The sequence below is a fragment of the Caulobacter sp. GW821-FHT12D05 genome, from assembly GCF_058807295.1.
Window position 1 is genome coordinate 682384 of the sequence record NZ_JBXAQO010000004.1, and the last position, 22424, is coordinate 704807.

Below are 22424 nucleotides of genomic sequence, written 5' to 3' on the forward strand. Positions count from 1 at the left end.
GCCTAACGCGTCATGGAATACGGAGTTGCGGACCGGCGCAACCGATCAGGCCGAACGCTTGGCCTGGTCTTGGGCTTGATCTGCGGCTTGCTGTTCCGAGTCGATGCCCAGCACAGCGGCCGACGGTTCGGCGCTGGCCATGGTCCAGGCCATCAGCGAGTCGACCGGGGTCGGGCGACCGATGGCGTAGCCTTGCAGCTCGGTGCAGTTCTCACCGCGCAGGAACTGGATCTGTTCAGCGGTCTCGACGCCCTCGGCCACCACGGGGATCTCCAGGCTGCGGCCCAGGCCCAGCACGGCGCGCACGATGACGGTGGCGCGGTCGTGGCGATGGATGTTCTCGACGAAGCTCTTGTCGATCTTGATCTTGTCGAACGGGAACGACTGCAGGGTCGACAGCGACGAGAAGCCGGTGCCGAAGTCGTCCATGGCGATCCGCACGCCCAGGGCCTTCAGGCGGCGCAGGTTGTCCAGCGCGCGCTGATAGTCCTTGAAGAGAGCGCTTTCCGTGATCTCCAGCTCCAGGCGCGCGGGCGACAGGCCGGAGGTGATCAGCACCTCGTGCACCAGGCTGGGCAGGGCAGGATTGTGCAGTTGGATCGGCGACAGGTTCACCGCGATGCGCAGCGGCTTTTCCCAGGTGGCGGCGTCGGCGCAGGCGCGGCGCAGGACCCAGTCGCCCAGCGGGCCGATCAGGCCGTTTTCCTCGGCGACCGGGATGAATTCCAGTGGCGGGATCATGCCGCGCGTCGGGTGCTGCCAGCGGACCAGGGCTTCGAAGCCGCAGACCTCACCGTCGGTGGCCCGGGCCAGCGGCTGGTAGTGGACCACCAGCTCTTCATCGGCGATGCCCTGACGCAGGTCGCGAGCCAGGCTGCGGCGCTCGCGGATGCTGTCGTCCATCTCGCGCTTGAAGAACCGATAGACGCCGCGGCCGCTTTCCTTGGCGCGGTACAGGGCCATGTCGGCATTGGCCATCAAGGCCTCGGCCGTACGGCCATCGTCCGGGAACAGGCTGACGCCCAGGCTCGAACCGAGGGCCAGCTCCTGGCCTTCGAACGCCACCGGAACCGACAGCATCTCGATCAGGCGGCCTGACAGCTCGGCGGCCGCGGTCGGCTGATCGCCGCCAGCCACCTGCACGACGATGAACTCGTCGCCGCCCAGGCGCGCGGCGAAGGACGGGGCCTGCACCGCCGACTGCAGGCGGCGGGCGGTCTCGACCAGGATCAGGTCGCCGGCCACGTGGCCGTGCTGGTCGTTGGCTTCCTTGAAGTGGTCCAGGTCGATGCAGATCACCGACAGGCTCTCGCCCGAGGCCTCGACACGCTCGACGGCGGCGGCCAGGCGGGCTTGCAGCGAGTTGCGGTTCGGCAGGCCGGTCAGGCCGTCGTGCTCGGCCAGGTAACGGATCTTCTCCTCGGCCGCGCGCCGCTCGCGCAGGTCGCGGACGGCCAGGACGGTCAGGCCCGAGGTCTCGATGCGCGCGCCGTCGTCCATCAGGCGCGAGAACACCTCGACCGGGATCTCGCGGCCGGCGAACGGCTGGATCTTGCCCTCGCGGCGGACGCCTTCGCGGTCGGTGGTCTTGTCGTCGAAGGTCAGGACGCCGGTCAGCGGACGGCCGACCAGCTCCGGCAGCTCGACGCCGACCAGTTCGCAGAAGGCGGCGTTGGCGTCATTGATCTTGCCCGACTGGACCACGACCAGGCCTTCATAGGCGGCGTTGGCCAGGCGGCGGATGCGCTCGAGAGCCGAGCGCGAGGTCTGGGATTCGATGGCGACGGCGCCCAGGCCGCCCAGGATGATCATGCTGGTGATCGAGCCGACGGCCAGGGTCAGGACGAAGCCCGACAGCAGTTGCTCGGGCACCACGACGCTGGCGTCCGGCAGGATGGTGATGGCCGACATGCCGGTGAAGTGCAGGGCCACGATGCCCAGGCACAGCAGGCCGCCGCCCAGCGCCTGTTGCTTCACGGTGCGGGCGTTGCCGCCGATGACCAGGGCGCCGGTCGCGCCGGCGACCCCGAGGATCGCCGAGAAGCCGACCGTGGCGTGTTCCCAGACCAGGTGGCCCTGGGTCACGAAGGCCGACATGCCAGTGTAGTGCATGGCCGCGACGCCCAGGCCCAGCAGGACGCCGCCGGCGAAGTCGTTGGTGGTCGAACGCTGGGCCGAGGCGACGGCGAAGCCGCTGGCCATGAACAGGGCCGCGATCATCAGCGAGAGAAGGGTGCCGGTCGGGCTGTAGCCGGTCTTCAGACCGGGCGTGTAGGCGACCATGGCGATGAAGTGGGTGGCCCAGACGCTGGAGCCGGCGACCAGGCCGGTCAGCAGCAGCCAGGCGGCGCGCACGACGCCCCGGGCGCCGCGCATCCGCGAATACAGACGGAAGGTCGTGAAGCAGCCGGCGATACAGACCAGGCCGGCGACAACCACCAGGCGCAGGTCATGCTCCGTCGTCAGGCAGGTCAGAAACTTGAGCACGCACGGCCCCCCGAGGGTCACATCCCCTCAGAGCTACAGCGAGAGTTGCAAATAAAGCGTTTCCCCAGGGAGGATCGCGACATAACGCCCAGTGCGGCGGGTTATCGCGGCAATTTTCTTCTCAGAGAACCGCCTGAGCCCGATGCCAGCGCCAGGCGCTGGACAGGATGGCGTCCAGGTCGCGCGAGGGGGTCCAGCCCAGTTCAGCGCGGGCGCGGCCGTTGTCGGCGACCAGCATCGGCGCGTCACCCGTCCGGCGCGGCGCAAGCTCGACCTTCAGCGGCGCGCCCACGGCCCGGCCGACGCCATCGACCAGCTGGCGCACCGAGGTCCCCTCGCCGCTGCCCAGGTTGAACGACGTCGAGCTCCCACCGGCCAGCAGCCGCTTCAAAGCCGAGACGTGGGCGTCGGCCAGGTCCAGCACGTGGACATAGTCGCGCACCGCCGTGCCGTCGGGGGTGTCATAGTCCTCGCCGAAGATCGTGAAGTGCGAGCGCTGGCCCAGGGCGACCTGCAGGGCCAGCGGAATGGCGTGGGTCTCGGGCTCATGCCACTCGCCAATGCGGCCTTCGGGGTCGGCGCCGGCGGCGTTGAAGTAACGCAGCACCGTGTTGCGGAAGCCGACATAGCGGTCGTAGTCGGCCAGGGCCTGCTCGACCATCAGCTTGCTGCGGCCATAGGGGTTCAGCGGAGCCTGCGGATGGGTCTCGTCCATCGGCATCCGCACCGGCTCACCGAAGGTGGCGCAGGTCGAGGAAAAGACCAGGGCGTTGACGCCGGCCCGGCGCGCGGCCTCGATCAGGGTGATGGTCCCTCCGACATTGACGTCGAAGAAGGTCCCGGGGTTCTTCACCGACTCGCCAACCTCGATGCGAGCGGCGAAATGCAGGACGGCGACAGGCTGGTGGGCGGCGAACACCGCGTCCAGACGGGCGGCGTCGCGGATGTCGCCGATCTCGAGCGGCCCCCACTGGACGTGCTCGCGATGGCCGTTCGAGAGATCGTCGAACACGACGGGCCGGAAACCCGCCTGAGCGAGAGCCAAGCAGGCGTGCGAACCGACATAGCCGGCTCCGCCGGTCACCAGAACGGTCTGCATCCAAGATCCTTGCGCCAAGACTGTCCGTGCTAGCGGGAGGTCATCAAGATGTCACCACTGTCAGCGTTTTGACCGCACGGCTTGCCTCGGCGCCGTGATTGACGGATTAGGCGGAAGCGTTGCGGATCGCGACGCTCATTTCGGATCGGGATGCTTCGATGCGCGTAGCGATGATTGGCACGGGTTATGTGGGCCTGGTGTCGGGGGCGTGTTTCGCCGACTTCGGGCACGTGGTGACGTGCATCGACAAGGACCCGAGCAAGATCGAGCGCCTGGAGCGCGGCGAGATTCCGATCTTCGAGCCGGGCCTGGATGACCTGGTGGCGCGCAACGTGCGTGAAGGCCGCCTGTCCTTCACCCTGGAAGGCGCGCAGGCCATCAAGGACGCCGACGCGGTGTTCATCGCCGTCGGCACGCCCACCCGTCGCGGCGATGGTCATGCTGACCTGTCATACGTCTACGCCGCCGCCGAGGAAATCGCCGGCCTGATCGAAGGCTTCACCGTCATCGTCACCAAGTCGACTGTGCCGGTCGGCACCGGCGACGAGGTCGAGGCGATCATCAAGAAGGCCAATCCGAACGCCCAGTTCGCTGTCGTCTCAAACCCCGAATTCCTGCGCGAAGGCGCGGCGATCGAGGACTTCAAGCGTCCCGACCGCGTGGTCGTCGGCACGGACGACGAGCGTGGCCAGGCGGTGATGCGTGACCTCTACCGCCCGCTGAGCCTGAACGAGACCCCGCTGGTCTTCACCGGCCGTCGCACCAGCGAGCTGATCAAGTACGCCGCCAACGCCTTCCTCGCCATGAAGATCACCTTCATCAACGAGATGGCGGACCTCTGTGAAGTCGTCGGCGCCGACGTGCAGCAGGTCGCCAAGGGCATCGGCCTGGACAAGCGCATCGGCGGCAAGTTCCTGAACGCCGGCCCCGGCTACGGCGGTTCGTGCTTCCCGAAGGACACCATTGCCCTGGTCAAGACCGCCCAGGACTACGGCGCGCCGACCCGGCTGATCGAGACCACGGTCGAGGTCAACGACGCGCGCAAGAAGGCCATGGCCGGCAAGGTCGCCAAGGCCATCGGTTCGACCGACCTGACCGGCAAGACGATCGGCGTGTTGGGCCTGACCTTCAAGCCCAACACCGATGACATGCGCGACGCCCCCAGCCTGGACATCGTCCCGGCCCTGCAGGCCCTGGGCGCCAAGGTCCAGGCCTTCGATCCCGAAGGCGCCAAGGAAGCCGCGCACATGCTCAAGGGCGTCGAGTTCAAGTCGGGCGCCTATGAGGCCGCCGAGGGCGCCGACGCCCTGGTGATCATCACCGAGTGGGACCAGTTCCGCGCCCTGGATCTGGACCGCCTGAAGCTCCTGATGACCTCGCCGACCGTCGTCGACCTGCGCAATGTCTACAAGCCGGCCGAAATGGTCCGCCACGGCTTCACCTACGCTTCGATTGGACGAGGCTAAGCCATGGCGACTCCGATCATCGTCACGGGTGCGGCGGGCTTCATCGGCATGCACGTGGCCGAACGCCTGCTGGATCGCGGCGCGACGGTGATCGGGGTCGACGTCTTCAACGCCTATTACGACCCGGCCCTGAAGGCCGCCCGCGCCGCCCGGCTGGAAGGCCGCGACGGCTTCACGATGGTCCGCCTGGACATCGCCGAGCACGAGGCCTTCGCTGAGCTGGTGAAGTCCTCGGGCGCCAAGCAGATCATCCATCTGGCTGCCCAGGCCGGGGTCCGCTACTCGATCGAGAACCCCTTCGCCTACGAGCGGTCGAACCTGGCCGGCCACCTCTCGGTGCTGGAGGCCTGCCGCCACGCTGGCGTCGAGCACCTGGTCTATGCCAGCTCGTCCAGCGTCTATGGCGACCGGCCGCTGAACGGTGACGGCTTCCGCGAGACCGATCCCGCCAACGAGCCCGTCTCGCTGTACGCCGCCACCAAGCGCTCGTGCGAGATGCTGAGCCAGAGCTATGCGGCGCTGTACGGCTTCCCGCAGTCGGGCCTGCGGTTCTTCACCGTCTACGGTCCCTGGGGCCGGCCGGACATGGCCTATTACGGCTTCACCGAGAAGATGCTGAGCGGTCAGCCGATCGACGTCTATGGCGAGGGCCAGATGGCCCGCGACTTCACCTTCATCGACGACATCGTCGACGGCATCCTGGGGGTGCTGGACCATCCGCCGAGCGAAGGCGGGCATGAGGTCTATAACATCGGCGACAACGACCCGGTCGGTCTGATGGAGATGATCACCACGCTGGAGAGCGCGCTGGGGATCGAGGCCCAGAAGATCTTCCTGCCGATGCAGCCGGGCGACGTGCCGGCCACCTTCGCCAATATCGACAAGATCCACGCCCTGTGCGGCTACAAGCCCAAGGTCAAGCTGGCCGAGGGCCTCGCGCGCTTCGTGGCATGGCGGCGCGCTTACGCGGGCTGAGCCATCGCCTGTTTGGCCGCCTGGTGCTCGCGCCAGGAGATGAACAGGGTCGAGGCCACCACGACCACCGCGCCCAGGAGCACCGCCGGCTTGGGAACCTCGTGGAACAGCAGGAAGCCCGCCCCGACCGCGAAGACCAGCCGCGTATAGTCGATCGGGGCCATGACCGCCGCTTCGCCCGCCTCCATGCCCTTGATGTAGGCCCCTTGGGTGAAGGTGCCGATCACGCCCATGGCGGCCAGCAGGCCCAGATCCGGCCAGGTCGGCCACTTCCAGACGAACAAGGCCGGCGGGATGGCGAAGACCAGGCCTAGCACGGCGGCATAGACCAGCAGCACGAACGGGCTGTGATCGCGGGTCATGACCTTCATGCCGGTGATGGTCAGGGCGAACAGGAAGGCCGAGGCCAGGGCGCAGGCCTGAGGCCAGCCGATCCAGGCGCCCATGCCTCCCGAGCCCGGCCGCAGCATGATCATCACGCCCAGAAACCCGACCAGCGCCGCGCCGATCCGCAAAGGCCCGATCGGCTCACGCAGCACGAAGGCGGCCAGCGGCACCAGCCACAGCGTCCGGGTGAATGACAGGGCGTTGGCGTCGGCCAGGGGCAGCTTCTGATAGGCGTAAAAGCCCATGATCAGGGCCAGAACCCCGGCGCTGGACCGGAAGACCAGGATCCCCGGCCGCGTCGTGCGGAACGCCGCCTTCCAATCACGGGCCATCAGCGGCAGGAGCACGATCACGCCCGCCAGCTGCCGGTAGAAGGTCTGCAGCGCGGCCGGATAGCCGGGCCCCAGGAACTTGATCAGGGTGGTCATCGCCGTGAAGCCGACCGCCGAGGCCAGCATCCACAGCGCGCCGCGCAGGTTGGGCGTGAGGGTCACCCGGCCGCGCCGGCGGCGACCAGCTGGGCGCGCATCGCCTCGGCCTGTTCGGGCGTGATGCCCATGGCCGCCAGGATCGGCGAGGGCGTGTTCTTGTCCCAGGCCGAGCGCGGACCGACCGTGATGCCGCCATCGACGACGATGTGCGTGCCGGTGACGAACTTGGAATCGTCGCTAGCCAGGTAGAGGGCGGCGGCGGCGATGTCCTCGGGCAGGCCCGACTTGGGGATCGGCTGGATCTTGGGACCGATCGAGGCGATCTGGGCGGCCATCTGGTCGGCGACCTCGCGCGGCAGGCCCATCGAGGCCCCGAAGATCGAGGTGGCGATCAGGCCCGGGCAGATGGCGTTGACCCGGATCTTCAGCGGCGACAGCTCGGCCGCCGCGCACCGGCTCATATGGATCACCGCCGCCTTGGCCGCCGAATAGGCCAGCGGTCCGAAGCCCGCCTGCAGGCCGGCGATCGAGGCCGTGTTGATGATAGAGCCGCCGCCGCGCTTCAGCATCAACGGCAGGGCGTGCTTCATGCCGATGGCCGGACCGCGCACCAGCAGGGCGAAGGTCTTGTCCCAGCCCTCGACGGTCAGCTCCGGCACCGAGGCGGGCGTGCCGCCGTGGCCGGCGTTGTTGAACAGGATGTCGAGGCCGCCGAAGCTGCTCTCCGCGAGCGCCATGGTCTTGGCCAGGTCGTCTTCCGACGTGACGTCGCAGCGCGAGAAGCGAACCTTGTCGGGGAAACGCTTTTCCAGCATCTCGCCCTTCTCGGCCTGCAGGTCGGCGGCGATCACGCACGCTCCCTCGGCCACGTACAGCTCGACCGCGCCGAGCCCGATGCCGGAGCAGCCTCCGGTGACGACGGCGACCTTGCCGTCCAGACGTCCGACCATGGAAATTCCCTCCGCGTCCCTGACCTCTTCGTGGGTCAGTGATCAATGATCATATTCGCGGAGCAAACAGTCGTTGGCTAGAAGTATCTCGCCGACCGGGGTCAGGCCGGTCGGCGCGTCAACGGTTCCAGACAACGTCCCAGATGGCTGACGGCCAGCCACAGCAGGCATGGCGCCAGAAGCACCGCCCAGGCCAGGCCCAGCCCCACCAAACCCGCGCCGGCCACGGCGCGGTGCGTAAAGCCGGAGCGCTCCTTGGCCTCCAGCGTCATTACCCTAATATCCAGGCCCATTAGAACCCGTGCCCCCTATTCCAGGCCGTGATTTCCACGACCTCGCCGCATGCGGCCCCCACCAGAATAGTCATCTTAGCGCGCCGCCTCGTTACGTGCGCGCATTTGCTCCCAGCGGGCGGCCTCAGCCGCTCGCGGGTCGCCTTCCGTCAGACGTCGTGACAGCGCCCTTGTCACGTCGCGACAGGCCGGTCCGACCAGCGACCAGGGCTCGACGCAGTAGCGCGAGAACAGTCGCTGGGGATCGTTCATCAGCCGGAACAGCCATTCCATGCCCATCGGCCCCATCCATCGCGGAGCCGCCAGCTGGACGCCGGCCTCATAGTCGAAAGCCCCGCCCACGGTGAAGGTCACCGCCGGGCCATAGGCCTTGTGGTTTTCCAGGGTCCAGACCTCCTGGCGCGGCATGCCCATGCCGACCAGGACGATGTCCGGCTGATAAGCCTTGATGGCGTCGACCACCGCGGTGTTCTCCGCCGAGCCCTGGGTCACGTCGAAATAGCCGTGATGGCTGGCGATCTGGGCGGTCGGGTAATCCTCGTGGATGCGCGTGATGGCCTGGTCGGCCACGCCCGGCGCCCCGCCCACGAAAAAGACCTTCCAGTTCTTCTCGACGGCCAGCGACCAGAAGTCGTCGCGCCAGTCCAGATAGGTGCAGCGGTGGAAGCGCCGGCTGGCGCGGCCCACCAGGCGCGCCCAGAAGATCAGCGGCACGCTGTCGACCTCGATCAGGTCGGCTTCCTTGTAGAACTCACCGATCTGGTGGTCCTTGCCGATCAGGTACAGGCTATGGAGATTGTGGTTGGCGACGATGGCGCTTTGACGCGCTTCCAGCTTGCCCGTGACGAAGTGGAACACTTCCTCCGGGCGCACCAGATCCATGGTCCCGCCCAGCACGCGGACGCGCTCTTCCGGGCGCCGCGTCAGCCGGTAGGGGCGCCGCGATGCGGCGGGCGCCGCTTCGTTGGCGACGCTCTGCTCTTGTGGGACGTACATCTCCGCAGAGTCTCCTAGTCTCGAGGAGACACATTGCGGAGTTGTCGTTTTTCCTTTGCTAAAAAGGATACTTAGCGGGATTTAACCACGATCGCCGGTAACCATTCTAGTCAACCGTGATCACCACCTTGCCCATCGCCTTGCGGCTGGAGAGGTGGGCGATCGCCTCGCCGGCGCGGGCCAGGGGGAAGCGTTCGGAGACGTACGGCTTGATCTTGCCGGCGGCGTACAGATCCATCAGCTCGCGGAGGTTCTGGGCGTGCCCTTTGGGATCGCGCGCCACGGCCGCGCCCCAGAACACGCCGACGATGTCGCACGACTTCAACAGCGTGAGATTCAACGGGATTTTCGGAATCCCCGACGGGAAGCCGATGACCAGGAAGCGACCGTTCCAGCCCGCCGCGCGGATGGTGGCTTCGGAGTAATCGCCGCCCACCGCGTCATAGGCGATGTCCCAACCATTGGGGCCGCAGGCGTCCTTGATCAGGTTGGCCAGGGCCTTCTGACCGTCCTTGTCGAACGGGCCCTGCGGATAGACGACGCCGCTGTCGGCGCCGTGCTTGAGGGCCAGATCGACCTTCTCCTGGCTGGAGGCTGCGGCGATAACGCGCACCCCCATCGCCTTGCCCAGCTCGACCGCCGCCAGGCCGACGCCACCGGCCGCGCCCAAAATGAGTAGAGTCTCGCCGGGCTTAACGTGACCCCGGTCCTTCAGCGCATAATACGAGGTGCCGTAGGTCAGGACGAAGGCGGCCGCCTCGTCGAACGGCATGTTGTCGGGAATGTGGGTGCAGCGCTGCTCTTCCAGCGCCAGCTTCTCGGCGTAGCCGCCCCAGCCGGTCGAGGCCAGGACCCGGTCGCCGACCTTGAAGCGGGTGACGCCCTCGCCGACGGCCGAGATCACGCCCGACACCTCGCCGCCCGGCGCGAACGGACGCGGCGGCTTGAACTGGTACTTGTCCTCGATGATCAGGACGTCGGGATAGTTCACCCCGCAGGCCTTCACATCGATCAGCACCTGGCCGGGACCGGCGACGGGATCGGGCAGCTCCTCCAGCACCAGGGTCTCGGGACCGCCGACGTCCTTGCTGAGCACTGCCTTCATGATCGCCTCTCCCGCGGTTCTTGGTTATGACGCGCGGACGCTAGCGCAGGGCGTTCGACCAAGGAAGCAGAATGTCAAACAAACGTTTTAGTCTTGCCCTGCACGGCGGCGCCGGCGCCAAGCGCGGCCACGACTACAGTGTCGAGATCGCCCACATGCGCGGCCTGGTCGAAGCCGCCCGCGATCGGCTGGCCGCCGGGGCCGACGCCCTGGACGTCGCCGTCGAGACCGTGGTCGGGCTGGAGGCCAGCGGCCTCTACATCGCCGGCAAGGGCGCCTCGCCCAACGCCGAGGGCGAATACGAACTGGACGCCAGTCTGATGTGCGGTTCGACCCTACGCGCCGGCTCGGTGGCCGCCCTGCAAGGTTTCAAGAGCCCGATCCTGGCCGCCCGCGCGGTGATGGAGGAGACTCCGCACGTCATGCTGGCCGGCCAGGGCGCGATCGACTTCGCCCGCGACCAGGGCCTGGAGACCGTCGAGGATCCCGCCAGCTGGTTCACCCATGCCGGGGCCTTCGAGGACAACCATCCACCAGATGCTCTGCCCGTCGGTACGGTCGGCTGCGTGGTTCGTGACGCGGAGGGCCGGCTGGCCGCCGCCACCTCGACGGCCGGCGTGTTCGGCAAGCGGCCGGGCCGCGTGGGCGACAGTCCGATCATCGGAGCCGGCGCCTGGGCCGACGGCCACGCGGCCGTCTCGTGCACAGGTCAGGGCGAGTATTTCATCCGCACCGCCGTCGCGGCCCAGATCGCCCACCGGGTGCGGTTCGGCGGCGAAAGCCTGGAAGACGCCGCCCGCGCGGCCATTCAGAGTGTCGCGGACCTGGGCGGGCACGGCGGCCTGATCGCGGTGGACCGCGAGGGCAATATCGCCATGCCCTTCGCCTCCAGCGGACTGAAGCGCGCCGCCCTGCTGCCGGACGGCGCGATCGTCAGCGAGGCCTTCTAGCTACTTGTCCTCTTCGGCGGCCATGGTCCGGACCAGGTCCAGGATCTGGCGTCGGACGCGGCCGCTGGCGATGCGCGGGAAGATCTCGGCCAGCTCGACGCCTTCCGAGGTCTGCAGGAAGGTCTGCATGACCTCCTGGACGCGCAGGGTGGTTCCGTCGGGCCCGCTGCCCTCGATCGGGTCCGGCAGACCGTCGAAGAAATAGGCGACGTCGACATTGAGGATTTCGGCGATGCGGAACAGCTTGCTGGCGCTGATCCGGTTGGCGCCGCGCTCGTATTTCTGCACCTGCTGGAACGTCAGGCCCAGATTGTCGGCCAGTTGGTCCTGGCTGACGCCGAGCAGCTTGCGCCGCATGCGAACCCGCTCGCCGACGTGGGTGTCGACCGCGCTGGTGCGGCGTCCTTCGGTGGTCTCGTAGGTCACTTCGCGTCGCCCTTATGCGTCGTGTTGGCCGCTGGAATTCGCCTCCAAGTTACAATTTTCTGGCGAATATTCCACGTTGTACTGTCGAGTAGACGCCGCCCGCGCGCTTCAGCCGCAGCCCGCGCGCGAAAAAAGTTCTCCGGCGAACGCTGTCGCCCGATCGCTGAGATACTTGATGAAATCGACACGGAACCCGACTAGGGGATTTACCCGTTGCGCTCCGACGACGAACATTACCCAGGTGTCTTGATGCACAGCCGCGCCGGCCTTCGGGCTCTCCCCGAGGATCTGATCGACCTGGATGCGCTGATCGGCGCCTATTACGAGACCAAGCCGGACGTTTCGAACCCCGCCCAGAAGGTTGTGTTCGGCACCTCCGGCCATCGCGGCTCCAGCCTGGACGGCGGCTTCAACGAGAACCACATCCTGGCCGTGACCCAGGCCGTGGTCGAGCAGCGCGCCGCCCAAGGCGTCACCGGCCCCATCTTCGTCGGCCGCGACACCCACGGCCTGTCAGAGCCGTCTTTCCGCTCGGTGCTGGAAGTGCTGGCCGGCAACGGCGTCACGGCGCTGATCGACGCCCAAGACGGCTACACCCCGACCCCGGCGGTGTCGCGCGCCATTCTGACCTTCAATCGCGAGAACACCGCGCAAGCCGACGGCCTGCTGCTGACCCCCTCGCACAACCCGCCCCGCGACGGCGGCATCAAGTACAATCCGCCCAGCGGCGGCCCGGCTGATAGCGGCGCGACCTCGGCCATCGCCGCCCGCGCCAACGACCTGCTCGCCCAGAACCTGGTTGGCGTGAAGCGCGTGAGCTTCGACGAGGCGCTGAAGGCCGCGAGCCGCTACGACTTCCTGGGCCGTTATGTCGACGACCTGCCCAGCGTCATCGACATGGAGACCATCCGCGCGGCCGGCGTGCGCATCGGCGCCGACCCGCTGGGCGGCGCGGCCGTCGCCTACTGGGGCGCGATCGCCGAGCGCCACAAGCTGAACCTGACCGTGGTCAACCAGGCGGTCGATCCGCGCTGGGCGTTCATGCCGCTCGACACCGACGGCAAGATCCGCATGGACTGCTCGTCGAGCTCGGCCATGGCCAATCTGATTGAGATCATGAAGGGCGGCGCGGCCTACGATGTGGCCACCGGCAACGACGCCGACGCCGACCGCCACGGCATCGTCACGCCCGACGGCGGGCTGATAAACCCCAACCACTACCTGGCCGCTGCGATCTCGTACCTGTTCACCCACCGTCCCGGCTGGGGCGCGGACGTCGCGGTCGGCAAGACCCTGGTCTCGTCGTCGATGATCGATCGCGTGGTCGCGGGCCTGGGCCGTCGCCTGCTCGAGGTGCCGGTCGGCTTCAAGTATTTCGTGCCCGGCCTGCTGGACGGCACGGTCGGCTTCGGCGGCGAGGAGTCGGCCGGCGCCGCCTTCCTGCGCCACGACGGCAGCGTCTGGACCACCGACAAGGACGGCCTGCAGCTGGCTTTGCTGGCCGCCGAGATCCAGGCCAAGACCGGCCAGAGCGCCAGCCAGCTCTACGCCGACCTGACCGCCAAGTACGACGCCCCGGCCTATGCCCGCGTCGATGCGCCCGCGAGCCGTGAAGAGAAGGCCCGCCTGGGCAAGCTCAGCCCCAGCGACGTCAGCGCCAAGACCCTGGCCGACGAAGAGATCACCGCCATCCTCACCAACGCCCCCGGCAACGGCGAGGCGATCGGCGGCCTGAAGGTCTGCACGCAGAACGCTTGGTTCGCCGCCCGGCCGTCCGGCACCGAGGACGTCTACAAGGTCTATGCGGAGTCGTTCTTGGGCCCGGATCATCTGAAACAGGTGCAAGCCGAGGCGCGCGAGGTCGTGGCGGGGGCTCTCGCGGGGTAGCCCTCTGACGCTCCAGCGTTTATACGCCCCGCATGTTTGAAGGCCTCTCCCCCCTCGCCCGCGAAGCCCGCTCCTGGCCGTTCGAGCAGGCGCGCGCCACCATCGCCCGCGTCCTGCGCGTGCGCCTCCCCGACCGCGCCGATCAAGACGCGGCGAAAGCCCTGATCGACGCCGGCAAGGCGGACGAGGCGGTGAAAGCCTATCCGGCGCTGGCGAAAGCCGTGATCTTCGAGACCGGCTATGGTCCGTCGGGCCTGCCGCACCTGGGCACGTTCGGCGAAGTGGCGCGCACGACCATGGTGCGCCAGGCCTTCCGCGCGCTGGTCGACGACCACATCCCGACCCGCCTGATCGCCTTCAGCGACGACATGGACGGCCTGCGCAAGGTTCCCGACAACATCGAGAACAAGCAGCCGCTGATCGAGGACCTGGGCAAGCCGCTGACGGTCGTCCGCGACCCGTTCGGCACCCACGACAGCTTTGGCGCCCACAACAACGCCCGCCTGCGCGCGTTCCTGGACGGCTTCGGCTTCGAGTACGAGTTCGTCTCGTCCACCGAGTGCTACAAGAGCGGCCTGTTCGACGCGACCCTGCTGACCGCCCTGGAGCGCTTCGACGCCATCCAGAAGGTCATGCTGCCGACCCTGGGCGAAGAGCGCCGCGCCACCTATTCGCCGTTCCTCCCGGTCAGCCCCACCACCGGCAAGGTGCTGCAGGTCCCGACCCTGGAGCGCAATGTCGAGAAGGGCACGATCGTCTTCGAGGATGAAGACGGCTCCAAGGTCGAGGTCCCGGTCACCGGCGGCCACGTGAAGATGCAGTGGAAGCCCGACTGGGCCATGCGCTGGACGGCTCTGGGCGTCGACTACGAGATGTCGGGCAAGGATCTGATCGACTCGGTCAAGGCCTCGGGCGCGATCTGCAAGGCCCTGGGTGGCGTACCGCCCGAAGGCTTCAACTACGAGCTCTTCCTGGACGAGAACAACCAGAAGATCTCCAAGTCCAAGGGCAATGGCCTGTCGATGGAGGACTGGCTGCGCTACGGCGCGCCGGAGAGCCTGTCGTACTACATGTTCCAGAGCCCCAAGTCGGCCAAGAAGCTCTATTTCGACGTCATCCCCAAGGCGACGGACGAATATCTGCAGCAGCTGGATGCGTTCGGCCGCCAGGAACCGGCCAAGCAGCTGGACAACCCCGTCTGGCACATCCACTCGGGCAAGCCGCCCGAGCAGGGTTCGCCGGTGTCGTTCAGCCTGATGCTGAACCTGGTGTCGGCCGCCGACGCCTCGACCAAGGAAATCCTCTGGGGCTTCCTGTCGCGCTACATCCCCGGCGCCTCGCCGGAGACCCAGCCGCTGCTGGACCGCCTGGCCGGCTACGCGATCAATTACTACGAGGACTTCGTCAAACCCACGAAGACCTTTCGCGCCCCGACCGACCAGGAGCGCGCCGCGATGCTGGACCTGCTGGCCAAGCTGAAGGCCATGCCGGCCGACGCCCCGGACGCCGAGCTGATCCAGAACGAGGTGTTCGAGGTCGGCAAGACCCACGGCTTCGACCCGCTGCGCGCCTGGTTCCAGGCCCTGTACGAGGTTCTCCTCGGCCAGAGCCAAGGCCCCCGCTTCGGCTCGTTCGCGGCGATCTTCGGCATCGACCGGACGATCGCGCTGATCGAAGAGAAGCTGGGCTAAGCACGATTTACAATCGTCAGATGATCTAGAATGATCCCCCGGAGCGCTCGGCGTTTCGGGGGTTTTTTCTTTGCTCGCCATCATCGCGGCCGCCGCCGCCCTGACCGTGTCGCCGGCCGAGATCACCGCCTGCCTCGGCGTCGACAAGGCCTATGCGGACTGGGCCGCCATCGCGCGTGAGAAGGCTGCGATCTCGGACGAAGCCTGGCGGTCCGCCTGCCGGCAGGCGCGGGACGCCAATGCGCGTCGCGTCTCGGCGATAAAGGCCCTGATGGCCACGGGCGTCTTGCCCGTCGGCGGCTTTCCGGCGGCGACCACTCAACTGGCCAATGCGCGAAAGGCCACGGACCCGACGGTCGCGGAGCTTTTCCGCATCGTCGCCGTCGAACAGGCGGCGCGGGACGGCCTGCGCCCCGGACTGGTCAACGCCGGCATCTCGCCCCTGGCGATGCGCCTCTACCGAGCCATGGTCGCCGTCGATGCGACCAATGCCGATATACAGAGCCGCACCTGGCTGAAACCCGTCATCGCGCGGCGCGGCTGGTTCACGATCAGCCGTGACGGCGCCGAGGCCGACAAGGCCGCCCAGCTGATCGTCCAGCATGCCGACGCGGACGTCGCCTTCAAGGGCGAGATGATCGCCCTGCTCGAACCGCTGGTCGAAGCCGGCGAGAGCGATCGCGGCTTCTTCCCCTACATGTACGACCGCTGGGCGGCCCAGGCCGGCAAGCCGCTGCGCTTCGGTTTCCAGGGCGCGTGCAAGTCAAAGGGCGTGTGGGAACCGCTGCCGATCGAGGATCCAGAACAACTCGACGAGCGTCGCCGCCGCTATGGCGTGACGCGAAGCTTCGCCGAAGAGAAGAATCTGAACAGCGCTCGTTGCCCCTAGCGGATGAATCCTCGCGACCTGCGACACCGTGTCTCCGCAAATGAACGAAGTCTGAATTCGCTATTAAGGGTCCGCCCACCTTTCGGAGTCTAGGCTGCGACCATCAGAACCAAGATTTAGTCATCAAGGTTATTCCAATGGCTTCGTTCACGCTTCGCCCTGCCGACCGCACCGAATTCGATTCCTTGCTGGGCGGCATTGTCCAACAGTTCCCCGACGCTCACGTCGAGGCCGCGCATAACGATACCTGGGCGTCGTACCGCCTGGACGTGTCGTGCGAGGATCCGTCGGCCGGTCCGCTGATCGCCTGGCTGCTCGACACCCACGCCAGCTGCCCGCGCACCTAATTCGGCTATTCAGGGTCGGCCTTACTGGCTGACCCAGACGATCCGAGCGATCCAGGCGACCTCGTCCCGCGACAGCAGGCGATCGTCGCCGGACCCGCCACCAAGAAAGCCTAGCGGCAAGAGCTCGATCGTCCTGGCCGTCACCCGGCCCAGCTCCCGCACCAGCACCTCGCCCGCGCTCGTCCGCGCCACCACGCGGTCGCCTTTGCGCGGCTCGACGGTGGGCGAGACCAAGAGCCGATCGCCGTCGCGATAGACCGGGGCCAGCGCGCTCCCCGAGACCTCCAGCGCGAAGAGGCCCTCGCCGAGATCCGGCGCGGAGACCTCGTCCCATCCGGCGCCGACCGGCAGGCCCGCCTCGTCGAAGAAGCCGTCCCGTCCCGCCTGATCCAACCCGATCAGCGGCGCCCCGCGCCGTCCCGGCGTGCGCACCGGCGCCTGTTCGGTCAGGGCCGCGAATTCCGAAAAATTGACCCCCGTCGCCTCCAGCAGCTTGGCCAGGCTCTCGGTCGAGGGCCAGCGCGGCCGGCTGTCGGGTTCGCTCGAACCCCGCTTGGAGCGGTTGAAGCTGGTCGGGTCCAGGCCCGCCATCCGGGCCATGGCCGACGGCGTCATGTCGAACCGCTCGGCCAGCGCGTCGATGGCGCGCCAGATTTCGCCGTGAGAGAGGGTCGCCATCGCGGCGTCTCCTTGCGCTCGGCCTTCCCTAGGAAAGTACGCCTGCAACCCTAGGAAAGTAAACCTATCGGCTATCGACAAGTTGACGTTTACGTAAGCGTTGACGGTCGCCCGATATCGGGTTTAGGGTGATCGTCGATAACCAAGCGGCCCGGCCGCAGTAGCCGGGCCCACTTTCCGGGAGGTTTCAACCCATGGCCGACCTGCGACGCCCAGAGCGGACCTTTACGATCCGCCAGCTCTGCAACGAATTTAAGGCTACCCCGCGCGCCCTGCGCTTCTACGAAGACAAGGGCCTGCTGAATCCGGCCCGCGAGGGCCTGAACCGCGTCTATTCCCACAAGGACCGCGTCCGCCTGCAGCTGATCCTGCGCGGCAAGCGCGTGGGCCTGTCGCTGACCGAGATCCGCGAACTTCTCGATCTCTATGACGAGAACGACGAGGGAGCCGCGCAGATGGCCCGCTCGCTGAAGAAGTTCCGCGAACGCGCCAATGCGCTGGAGCAACAGCGCGAAGACATCGACAACGCCCTGATCGAGCTGCGCGAGGCCTGCAACCGCCTCGAAAAGCGCCTCGCCGAGATCCGCCCCGACCTGCTGCCCCGCGCGGCCGACTACGAGCAGGTGCTGCGCGCCCGCCTGGACGGTCACGCCGAAGCGATGCTGGGCAAGTAAGACCTTCGCGACGCCCTCTTACGTGCAAGACGCGCGGCAGAGGGCGGACGCACACCTGTTCCTCCTCCCGATCCTAGCCAGGACCGTTTCATGACCTACCAGCCGCCCGTTCGCGATCACGCGTTCATCCTGCGCGACGTGCTCAACATCGATCAGCACGGCGACCTGCCCGGCTTCTCGGACGCACCGTTCGACGTCGTCGAGCAGATCCTGGACGCCGCCGCCCAGTTCACCGGCGAGGTGCTGGCTCCGCTGAACACGGTCGGCGACAAGAACGGCTGCAAGCTGGACCCGGCCACCAACGTCGTCACCACCCCGCCGGGCTTCAAGGACGCCTACAAGCAGCTGTGCGAGGGCGGCTGGACGGGCCTGGGCTCGGACCCGGCCTATGGCGGCCAGGGCCTGCCGCACGTCGTCAACCTGGCCTTCAGCGAGATGTCGAGCTCGGCCAACATGGCGTTCTCGATGTATCCGGGCCTGGCCCACGGCGCCTATTCGGCCATCCACACGGGCGGTTCGGACGACCAGAAGCAGACCTACCTGCCCAAGATGGTCACCGGCGAATGGACCGGCACCATGAACCTGACCGAGCCGCACTGCGGCACGGACCTGGGCCTGCTGCGCACCAAGGCGGTCCCGCAGGCGAACGGCAGCTACAAGATCACCGGCCAGAAGATCTGGATCAGCGCCGGCGAGCACGACATGTCGGACAACATCGTCCACCTGGTGCTGGCCCGCATCGAGGGCGCTCCGGCCGGCGTGAAGGGCATCTCGCTCTTCATCGTGCCGAAGTTCTTCCCCAAGGAGGACGGCTCGGTCGGCGAGCGCAACCAGGGCGTCAAGTGCGTCGGCCTGGAAGAGAAGATGGGCATCCACGGCAACGCCACCTGCGTCATGCAGTACGACGACGCCGAGGGCTATCTGATCGGCGAGGAGAATTCGGGCCTCAAGATCATGTTCGTCATGATGAACGAGGCGCGTCTGGGCGTCGGCATGCAGGGCGTGGCCCAGGGCGAAGCGGCGTATCAAGCCGCCGTCGCCTTCGCCAAGGACCGCCTGCAAGGCCGCTCGCTGACCGGCCCGAAGAACGCCGACGGCCCGGCCGACCCGATCATCGTCCACCCGGACGTCCGCCGCATGCTGCTGGAGAGCAAGGCCCTGATCGAAGGCGGTCGCGCCTTCCTGTTCTGGACCGCCCTGCACGGCGACCTGTCGCACGTCCACCCGGACGCGGCGGTGCGTGAAAAGTCCTCGGATTACATGGGCCTGATGACGCCGGTGCTGAAAGGCTACCTGACGGACAAGGGCTTCGAGGTCTGCTCGAACGCGGTGCAGGTGCACGGCGGCAGCGGCTTCACCGAACACTTCCCGGTCAGCCAGTTCATGCGCGATTGCCGTATCGCCCTGATCTACGAAGGCACCAATGGCGTCCAGGCTCTGGACCTGGTCGGCCGCAAGCTGGCCGCCAAGGGCGGTCGCGCGGTCATGACCTTCTTCCAGGAAGTCGACCAGTTCATCGGCGAGAACGACGCCGACGCCGAGCTGAAACCCTTCATCGAAGCCCTGTCGGGCGTGAAGGCCCAGCTGCAGGACGGCACCATGTGGCTGATGCAGAACGGCCTGCAGAACCCTGACAACGCCGGCGCGGCCTCGACCGACTACATGCACCTCTTCGGCCTCACGGGCCTGGCGTACATGTGGGCGCTGATGGCCAAGGCGGCCAACGCCAAGATCGCGACCGGCTCGTCCGACCCGTTCTTCACGACCAAGCTGGTCACCGGTCGCTATTTCATCGAACGCGTCTTGCCTGACGCCGGGGCACACCTGGCCAAGCTGAAGACCGGCTCGGCGACCCTGATGGCGCTGCCCGCGGAGGCCTTCTGATCATGAGCGTGCTCAACGTCGAAAAACCCGCCTTCATGGCCGAAGAGGACATCGCGATCTTCGAGGACGCGGTGGGCAAGTTCTTCGATGAGCACGCGCCTGAGGCGACGGTCGCGAAGTGGCGCAAGAACCACTGCGTCGATCGCGACATGTGGACCAAGTCTGGAGAGGCCGGCCTGCTCGGCCTCTCCACGTCCGACCAATATGGCGGGGCCGGCGGCGACTATCGCCACGAGGTCGTGCTGATGGAGCAGCTGGGCCTGAAGGGCGTCGACGGCTTCGGCATCAGCCTGCACAACGCCATCGTCATGCCGTACATCTTCCACTACGGCACCGAGGAGCAAAAGCAGCGCTGGCTGCCGCGCCTGGCCACCGGCGAGCTGGTCGGCGCCATCGCCATGACCGAGCCTGGCGCTGGTTCGGACCTGCAAGGCATCAAGACCACCGCCAAGAAGTCCGGCAACCAGTACGTCATCAACGGCTCCAAGACCTTCATCACCAACGGCCAGACCGCCAACCTGATCATCGTCGTCGCCAAGACCGACGTGACGGGCGGCGCGCGCGGCACCTCGCTGATGATCGTCGAGACCGACGGCGCCGAAGGCTTCGAACGCGGCCGCAACCTCGACAAGCTGGGTCACGAGGCCCAGGACACCTCGGAGCTCTTCTTCAACGACGTGAAGGTGCCGACCGAGAACCTGCTGGGCGCCGACGAAGGCCAAGGCTTCTTCCAGCTGATGGGCCAGCTGCCTCAGGAGCGCCTGAACATCGCCGTTCAGGGCATGGCGACCATCGAGCGCGCCCTTGAGCTGACCATCGACTACGTCAAGCAGCGCCAGGCCTTCGGCAAGGCGATCATCGACTTCCAGAACACCCAGTTCGTCCTGGCCAAGTGCAAGACCGAGGCGACCGTCGCCAAGGTCTTCGTCAATCACTGCATCGGCCAGCATCTCGAGGGCAAGCTCGACGCCGCCACCGCCTCGATGGCTAAGTACTGGGTCAGCGACCTGGAGAACAAGATCGTCGACCGCTGCCTGCAGCTGTTCGGCGGCTACGGCTTCATGAACGAGTACCCGATCGCGCGCATGTACAAGGACAGCCGCATCCAGCGCATCTACGGCGGCACGAACGAGATCATGAAACTCCTGATCGCGAGGACGCTGTGATCGTACTGACCCTCATCGCCCTGTTGGCCGGCCCCGCCGCCGCGCCGACCGAAGACCGTTCGGCCGTGGTCTGCGTGCGCGCCGTCCAGGGCCCGCGCCCGCTGACCTATTCCGGCGAGCTGGTCGGCAAGCGCGCCCAACCCGGCGCCTTCAAGCTGCCGCTGACGCCGGCTGGCAAGGACATCTGCCAGACCCTGCTGCGCTCCAAGATCGCCGAGTGGAAGCTGGAGGTCACGACCTCGGGCTTCACCGCCTGTTCGCTGCCGCCGCCGACGTTCGGCAAGCGCGTTTATTACCGCGCCAAGGCCGCCGCCAGCGGCCTCAAATGCGAACCGATCGGCACCTACCCGATCGGCAACTGGAAACAATAAGCCGGGTCCACAGCCCGCTTTCAACGACACGAACATCGCTTCGCAGGAAGGAGCCATTCCATGGCTGACGCTTACATCTTCGACGCCGTGCGCACCCCGCGCGGCAAGGGTAAGAAGGACGGGTCTCTGCACGAGATCACCGCCCTGTCGCTGGCCACCCAGGTCCTGGAAGCCATCCGCGACCGCAACAACCTCGACACCTCGTACGTCGACGACGTCGTGCTGGGCTGCGTCGCCCCGGTTGGTGAGCAAGGTTCGGACATCGCCCGCACCGCCGTCCTGACCGCCGACTACGCCGAGAGCGTCGCCGGCGTGCAGATCAACCGCTTCTGCGCCTCGGGCCTGGAAGCCGTGAACATGGCCGCCGCCAAGGTCGCCTCGGGCGAAGCCAACCTGGCCATCGGCGGCGGCGTCGAGAGCATGAGCCGCGTGCCGATGGGCAGCGACGGCGGCGCCTGGCCGACCGACCCGTCCTCGGCCTTCAAGACCTATTTCGCCCCGCAGGGCGTCTCGGCCGACCTGATCGCCTCGCTGTACGGCTTCAGCCGCGACGACGTCGACGCCTATGCCGTCGAGAGCCAGAAGCGCGCCGCCGCCTCGTGGGCCGATGGCCGCTTCAAGAAGTCGGTCGTGGGCGTGAAGGACCAGCTGGGCATCACCATCCTGGACCATGACGAGACCGTTCGCGGCTCGACCACCATGCAGACCCTGGCCTCGCTGAACCCCTCGTTCCAGGGCATGGGCGACATGGCCTTCGACGCCGTCGTCACCCAGCGCTATCCGCAGGTGGAAAAGGTCAATCACGTCCACCACGCCGGCAACAGCTCGGGCATCGTCGACGGCGCCGCCGGCGTCCTGATCGGCACCAAGGAAATGGGCGAGGCCCTGGGTCTGAAAGCCCGCGCCCGTATCAAGGGCGCCGCCTCGATCGGCTCGGAGCCCTCGATCATGCTGACGGGCCCGTCGCTGGTCACCGAGAAGCTGCTGAAGAAGCTGAAGATGGAGGTCTCCGACATCGACCTCTACGAGCTGAACGAAGCCTTCGCCGCCGTCGTCCTGCGCATGATGCAGGCCCTGAACATCCCGCATGACAAGATGAACGTGAACGGCGGCGCCATCGCCATGGGCCACCCCCTGGGCGCCACCGGCGCCATGATCCTGGGCACCATGGTCGACGAGCTGGAACGCTCGGACAAGGAAACCGCCCTGATCACCCTGTGCGTCGGCGCCGGCATGGGCACCGCCACCGTCATCGAACGCGTCTAAGGCCTA

21 protein-coding genes are annotated in these 22424 nt (G+C 67.2%); 12 read left to right on the forward strand and 9 right to left on the reverse strand.

The window, feature by feature from the left end:
- Positions 1-45 precede the first annotated feature (45 nt).
- Together AC1RRR_RS21390 and galE are read right to left on the reverse strand one after the other, a co-directional pair.
- Entirely contained in the window at positions 46-2508 is a 2463-nt protein-coding gene (locus tag AC1RRR_RS21390; protein ID WP_492815884.1) for a bifunctional diguanylate cyclase/phosphodiesterase, read from the reverse strand.
- Between the two features lie 100 nt (positions 2509-2608).
- Positions 2609-3586 carry a UDP-glucose 4-epimerase GalE gene (galE, locus tag AC1RRR_RS21395; RefSeq protein WP_492815885.1) on the reverse strand — a complete coding sequence of 326 codons (978 nt, stop codon included), beginning with the start codon at positions 3584-3586 and terminating at the stop codon, positions 2609-2611.
- Positions 3587-3744: 158 nt separating this feature from the next.
- Here galE and AC1RRR_RS21400 point away from each other — a divergent pair, with 158 nt between their 5' ends.
- Both AC1RRR_RS21400 and AC1RRR_RS21405 read left to right on the forward strand, forming a co-directional pair.
- Complete coding sequence (locus AC1RRR_RS21400; protein WP_492815886.1) at positions 3745-5052, forward strand: UDP-glucose dehydrogenase family protein; 1308 nt, start codon at positions 3745-3747, stop codon at positions 5050-5052.
- 3 nt (positions 5053-5055) lie between these two features.
- Complete coding sequence (locus tag AC1RRR_RS21405; protein WP_492815887.1) at positions 5056-6027, forward strand: NAD-dependent epimerase/dehydratase family protein; 972 nt, start codon at positions 5056-5058, stop codon at positions 6025-6027.
- Here AC1RRR_RS21405 and AC1RRR_RS21410 read toward each other — a convergent pair.
- The 5 genes from AC1RRR_RS21410 to AC1RRR_RS21430 form a co-directional block, all read right to left on the reverse strand.
- On the reverse strand, positions 6015-6908 hold the full coding sequence (locus AC1RRR_RS21410) for a DMT family transporter (protein WP_492815888.1): 894 nt from the start codon (positions 6906-6908) through the stop codon (positions 6015-6017). The genes AC1RRR_RS21405 and AC1RRR_RS21410 overlap by 13 nt on opposite strands.
- A complete protein-coding gene (locus tag AC1RRR_RS21415; protein WP_492815889.1) occupies positions 6905-7795 on the reverse strand; it encodes an SDR family NAD(P)-dependent oxidoreductase in 891 nt (296 codons plus the stop codon). Before AC1RRR_RS21415 ends, AC1RRR_RS21410 begins: the two co-directional genes overlap by 4 nt.
- A gap of 101 nt (positions 7796-7896) precedes the next feature.
- Positions 7897-8088, reverse strand: coding sequence for a hypothetical protein (locus AC1RRR_RS21420; protein WP_492815890.1), 192 nt, complete (start codon positions 8086-8088; stop codon positions 7897-7899).
- A gap of 75 nt (positions 8089-8163) precedes the next feature.
- Complete coding sequence (locus AC1RRR_RS21425) at positions 8164-9084, reverse strand: WecB/TagA/CpsF family glycosyltransferase (protein WP_492815891.1); 921 nt, start codon at positions 9082-9084, stop codon at positions 8164-8166.
- 106 nt (positions 9085-9190) lie between these two features.
- The gene (locus AC1RRR_RS21430; protein WP_492815892.1) at positions 9191-10189 is read right to left on the reverse strand and encodes an NADPH:quinone oxidoreductase family protein; all 999 of its coding nucleotides are present in this window, start codon (positions 10187-10189) and stop codon (positions 9191-9193) included.
- Positions 10190-10260: 71 nt separating this feature from the next.
- Here AC1RRR_RS21430 and AC1RRR_RS21435 point away from each other — a divergent pair, with 71 nt between their 5' ends.
- Entirely contained in the window at positions 10261-11139 is an 879-nt protein-coding gene (locus tag AC1RRR_RS21435) for an isoaspartyl peptidase/L-asparaginase family protein (protein WP_492815893.1), read from the forward strand.
- Here AC1RRR_RS21435 and AC1RRR_RS21440 read toward each other — a convergent pair whose 3' ends face one another.
- Positions 11140-11565 (reverse strand): helix-turn-helix domain-containing protein, encoded by a 426-nt coding sequence (locus AC1RRR_RS21440; protein ID WP_492815894.1) that lies wholly within the window; start codon positions 11563-11565, stop codon positions 11140-11142.
- Positions 11566-11811: 246 nt separating this feature from the next.
- Here AC1RRR_RS21440 and pgm point away from each other — a divergent pair, with 246 nt between their 5' ends.
- From pgm to AC1RRR_RS21460, 4 genes are all read left to right on the forward strand, one after another.
- Positions 11812-13452, forward strand: a complete 1641-nt coding sequence (pgm, locus tag AC1RRR_RS21445) for a phosphoglucomutase (alpha-D-glucose-1,6-bisphosphate-dependent) (protein WP_492815895.1) — start codon at positions 11812-11814, stop codon at positions 13450-13452.
- Positions 13453-13484: 32 nt separating this feature from the next.
- The gene (locus AC1RRR_RS21450; protein ID WP_492815896.1) at positions 13485-15143 is read left to right on the forward strand and encodes a lysine--tRNA ligase; all 1659 of its coding nucleotides are present in this window, start codon (positions 13485-13487) and stop codon (positions 15141-15143) included.
- 70 nt (positions 15144-15213) lie between these two features.
- On the forward strand, positions 15214-16032 hold the full coding sequence (locus tag AC1RRR_RS21455; RefSeq protein ID WP_492815897.1) for a DUF6624 domain-containing protein: 819 nt from the start codon (positions 15214-15216) through the stop codon (positions 16030-16032).
- 137 nt (positions 16033-16169) lie between these two features.
- Positions 16170-16379, forward strand: coding sequence for a hypothetical protein (locus AC1RRR_RS21460; RefSeq protein WP_454713591.1), 210 nt, complete (start codon positions 16170-16172; stop codon positions 16377-16379).
- Positions 16380-16400: 21 nt separating this feature from the next.
- Here AC1RRR_RS21460 and AC1RRR_RS21465 read toward each other — a convergent pair whose 3' ends face one another.
- Positions 16401-17057 carry a S24 family peptidase gene (locus AC1RRR_RS21465; RefSeq protein ID WP_492815898.1) on the reverse strand — a complete coding sequence of 219 codons (657 nt, stop codon included), beginning with the start codon at positions 17055-17057 and terminating at the stop codon, positions 16401-16403.
- Positions 17058-17251: 194 nt separating this feature from the next.
- Here AC1RRR_RS21465 and AC1RRR_RS21470 point away from each other — a divergent pair, with 194 nt between their 5' ends.
- The 5 genes from AC1RRR_RS21470 (at position 17252) to AC1RRR_RS21490 (ending at position 22418) form a co-directional block, all read left to right on the forward strand.
- The gene (locus AC1RRR_RS21470; RefSeq protein ID WP_291874532.1) at positions 17252-17731 is read left to right on the forward strand and encodes a MerR family transcriptional regulator; all 480 of its coding nucleotides are present in this window, start codon (positions 17252-17254) and stop codon (positions 17729-17731) included.
- Positions 17732-17821: 90 nt separating this feature from the next.
- Entirely contained in the window at positions 17822-19615 is a 1794-nt protein-coding gene (locus AC1RRR_RS21475; RefSeq protein WP_492815899.1) for an acyl-CoA dehydrogenase C-terminal domain-containing protein, read from the forward strand.
- Positions 19616-19617: 2 nt separating this feature from the next.
- Entirely contained in the window at positions 19618-20781 is a 1164-nt protein-coding gene (locus AC1RRR_RS21480; protein WP_492815900.1) for an acyl-CoA dehydrogenase family protein, read from the forward strand.
- Positions 20778-21152, forward strand: a complete 375-nt coding sequence (locus AC1RRR_RS21485) for a hypothetical protein (RefSeq protein ID WP_492815901.1) — start codon at positions 20778-20780, stop codon at positions 21150-21152. The genes AC1RRR_RS21480 and AC1RRR_RS21485 overlap by 4 nt, the downstream gene beginning before the upstream one ends.
- A gap of 60 nt (positions 21153-21212) precedes the next feature.
- Complete coding sequence (locus AC1RRR_RS21490) at positions 21213-22418, forward strand: acetyl-CoA C-acetyltransferase (protein ID WP_492815902.1); 1206 nt, start codon at positions 21213-21215, stop codon at positions 22416-22418.
- The last annotated feature ends 6 nt before the right edge of the window (positions 22419-22424 follow it).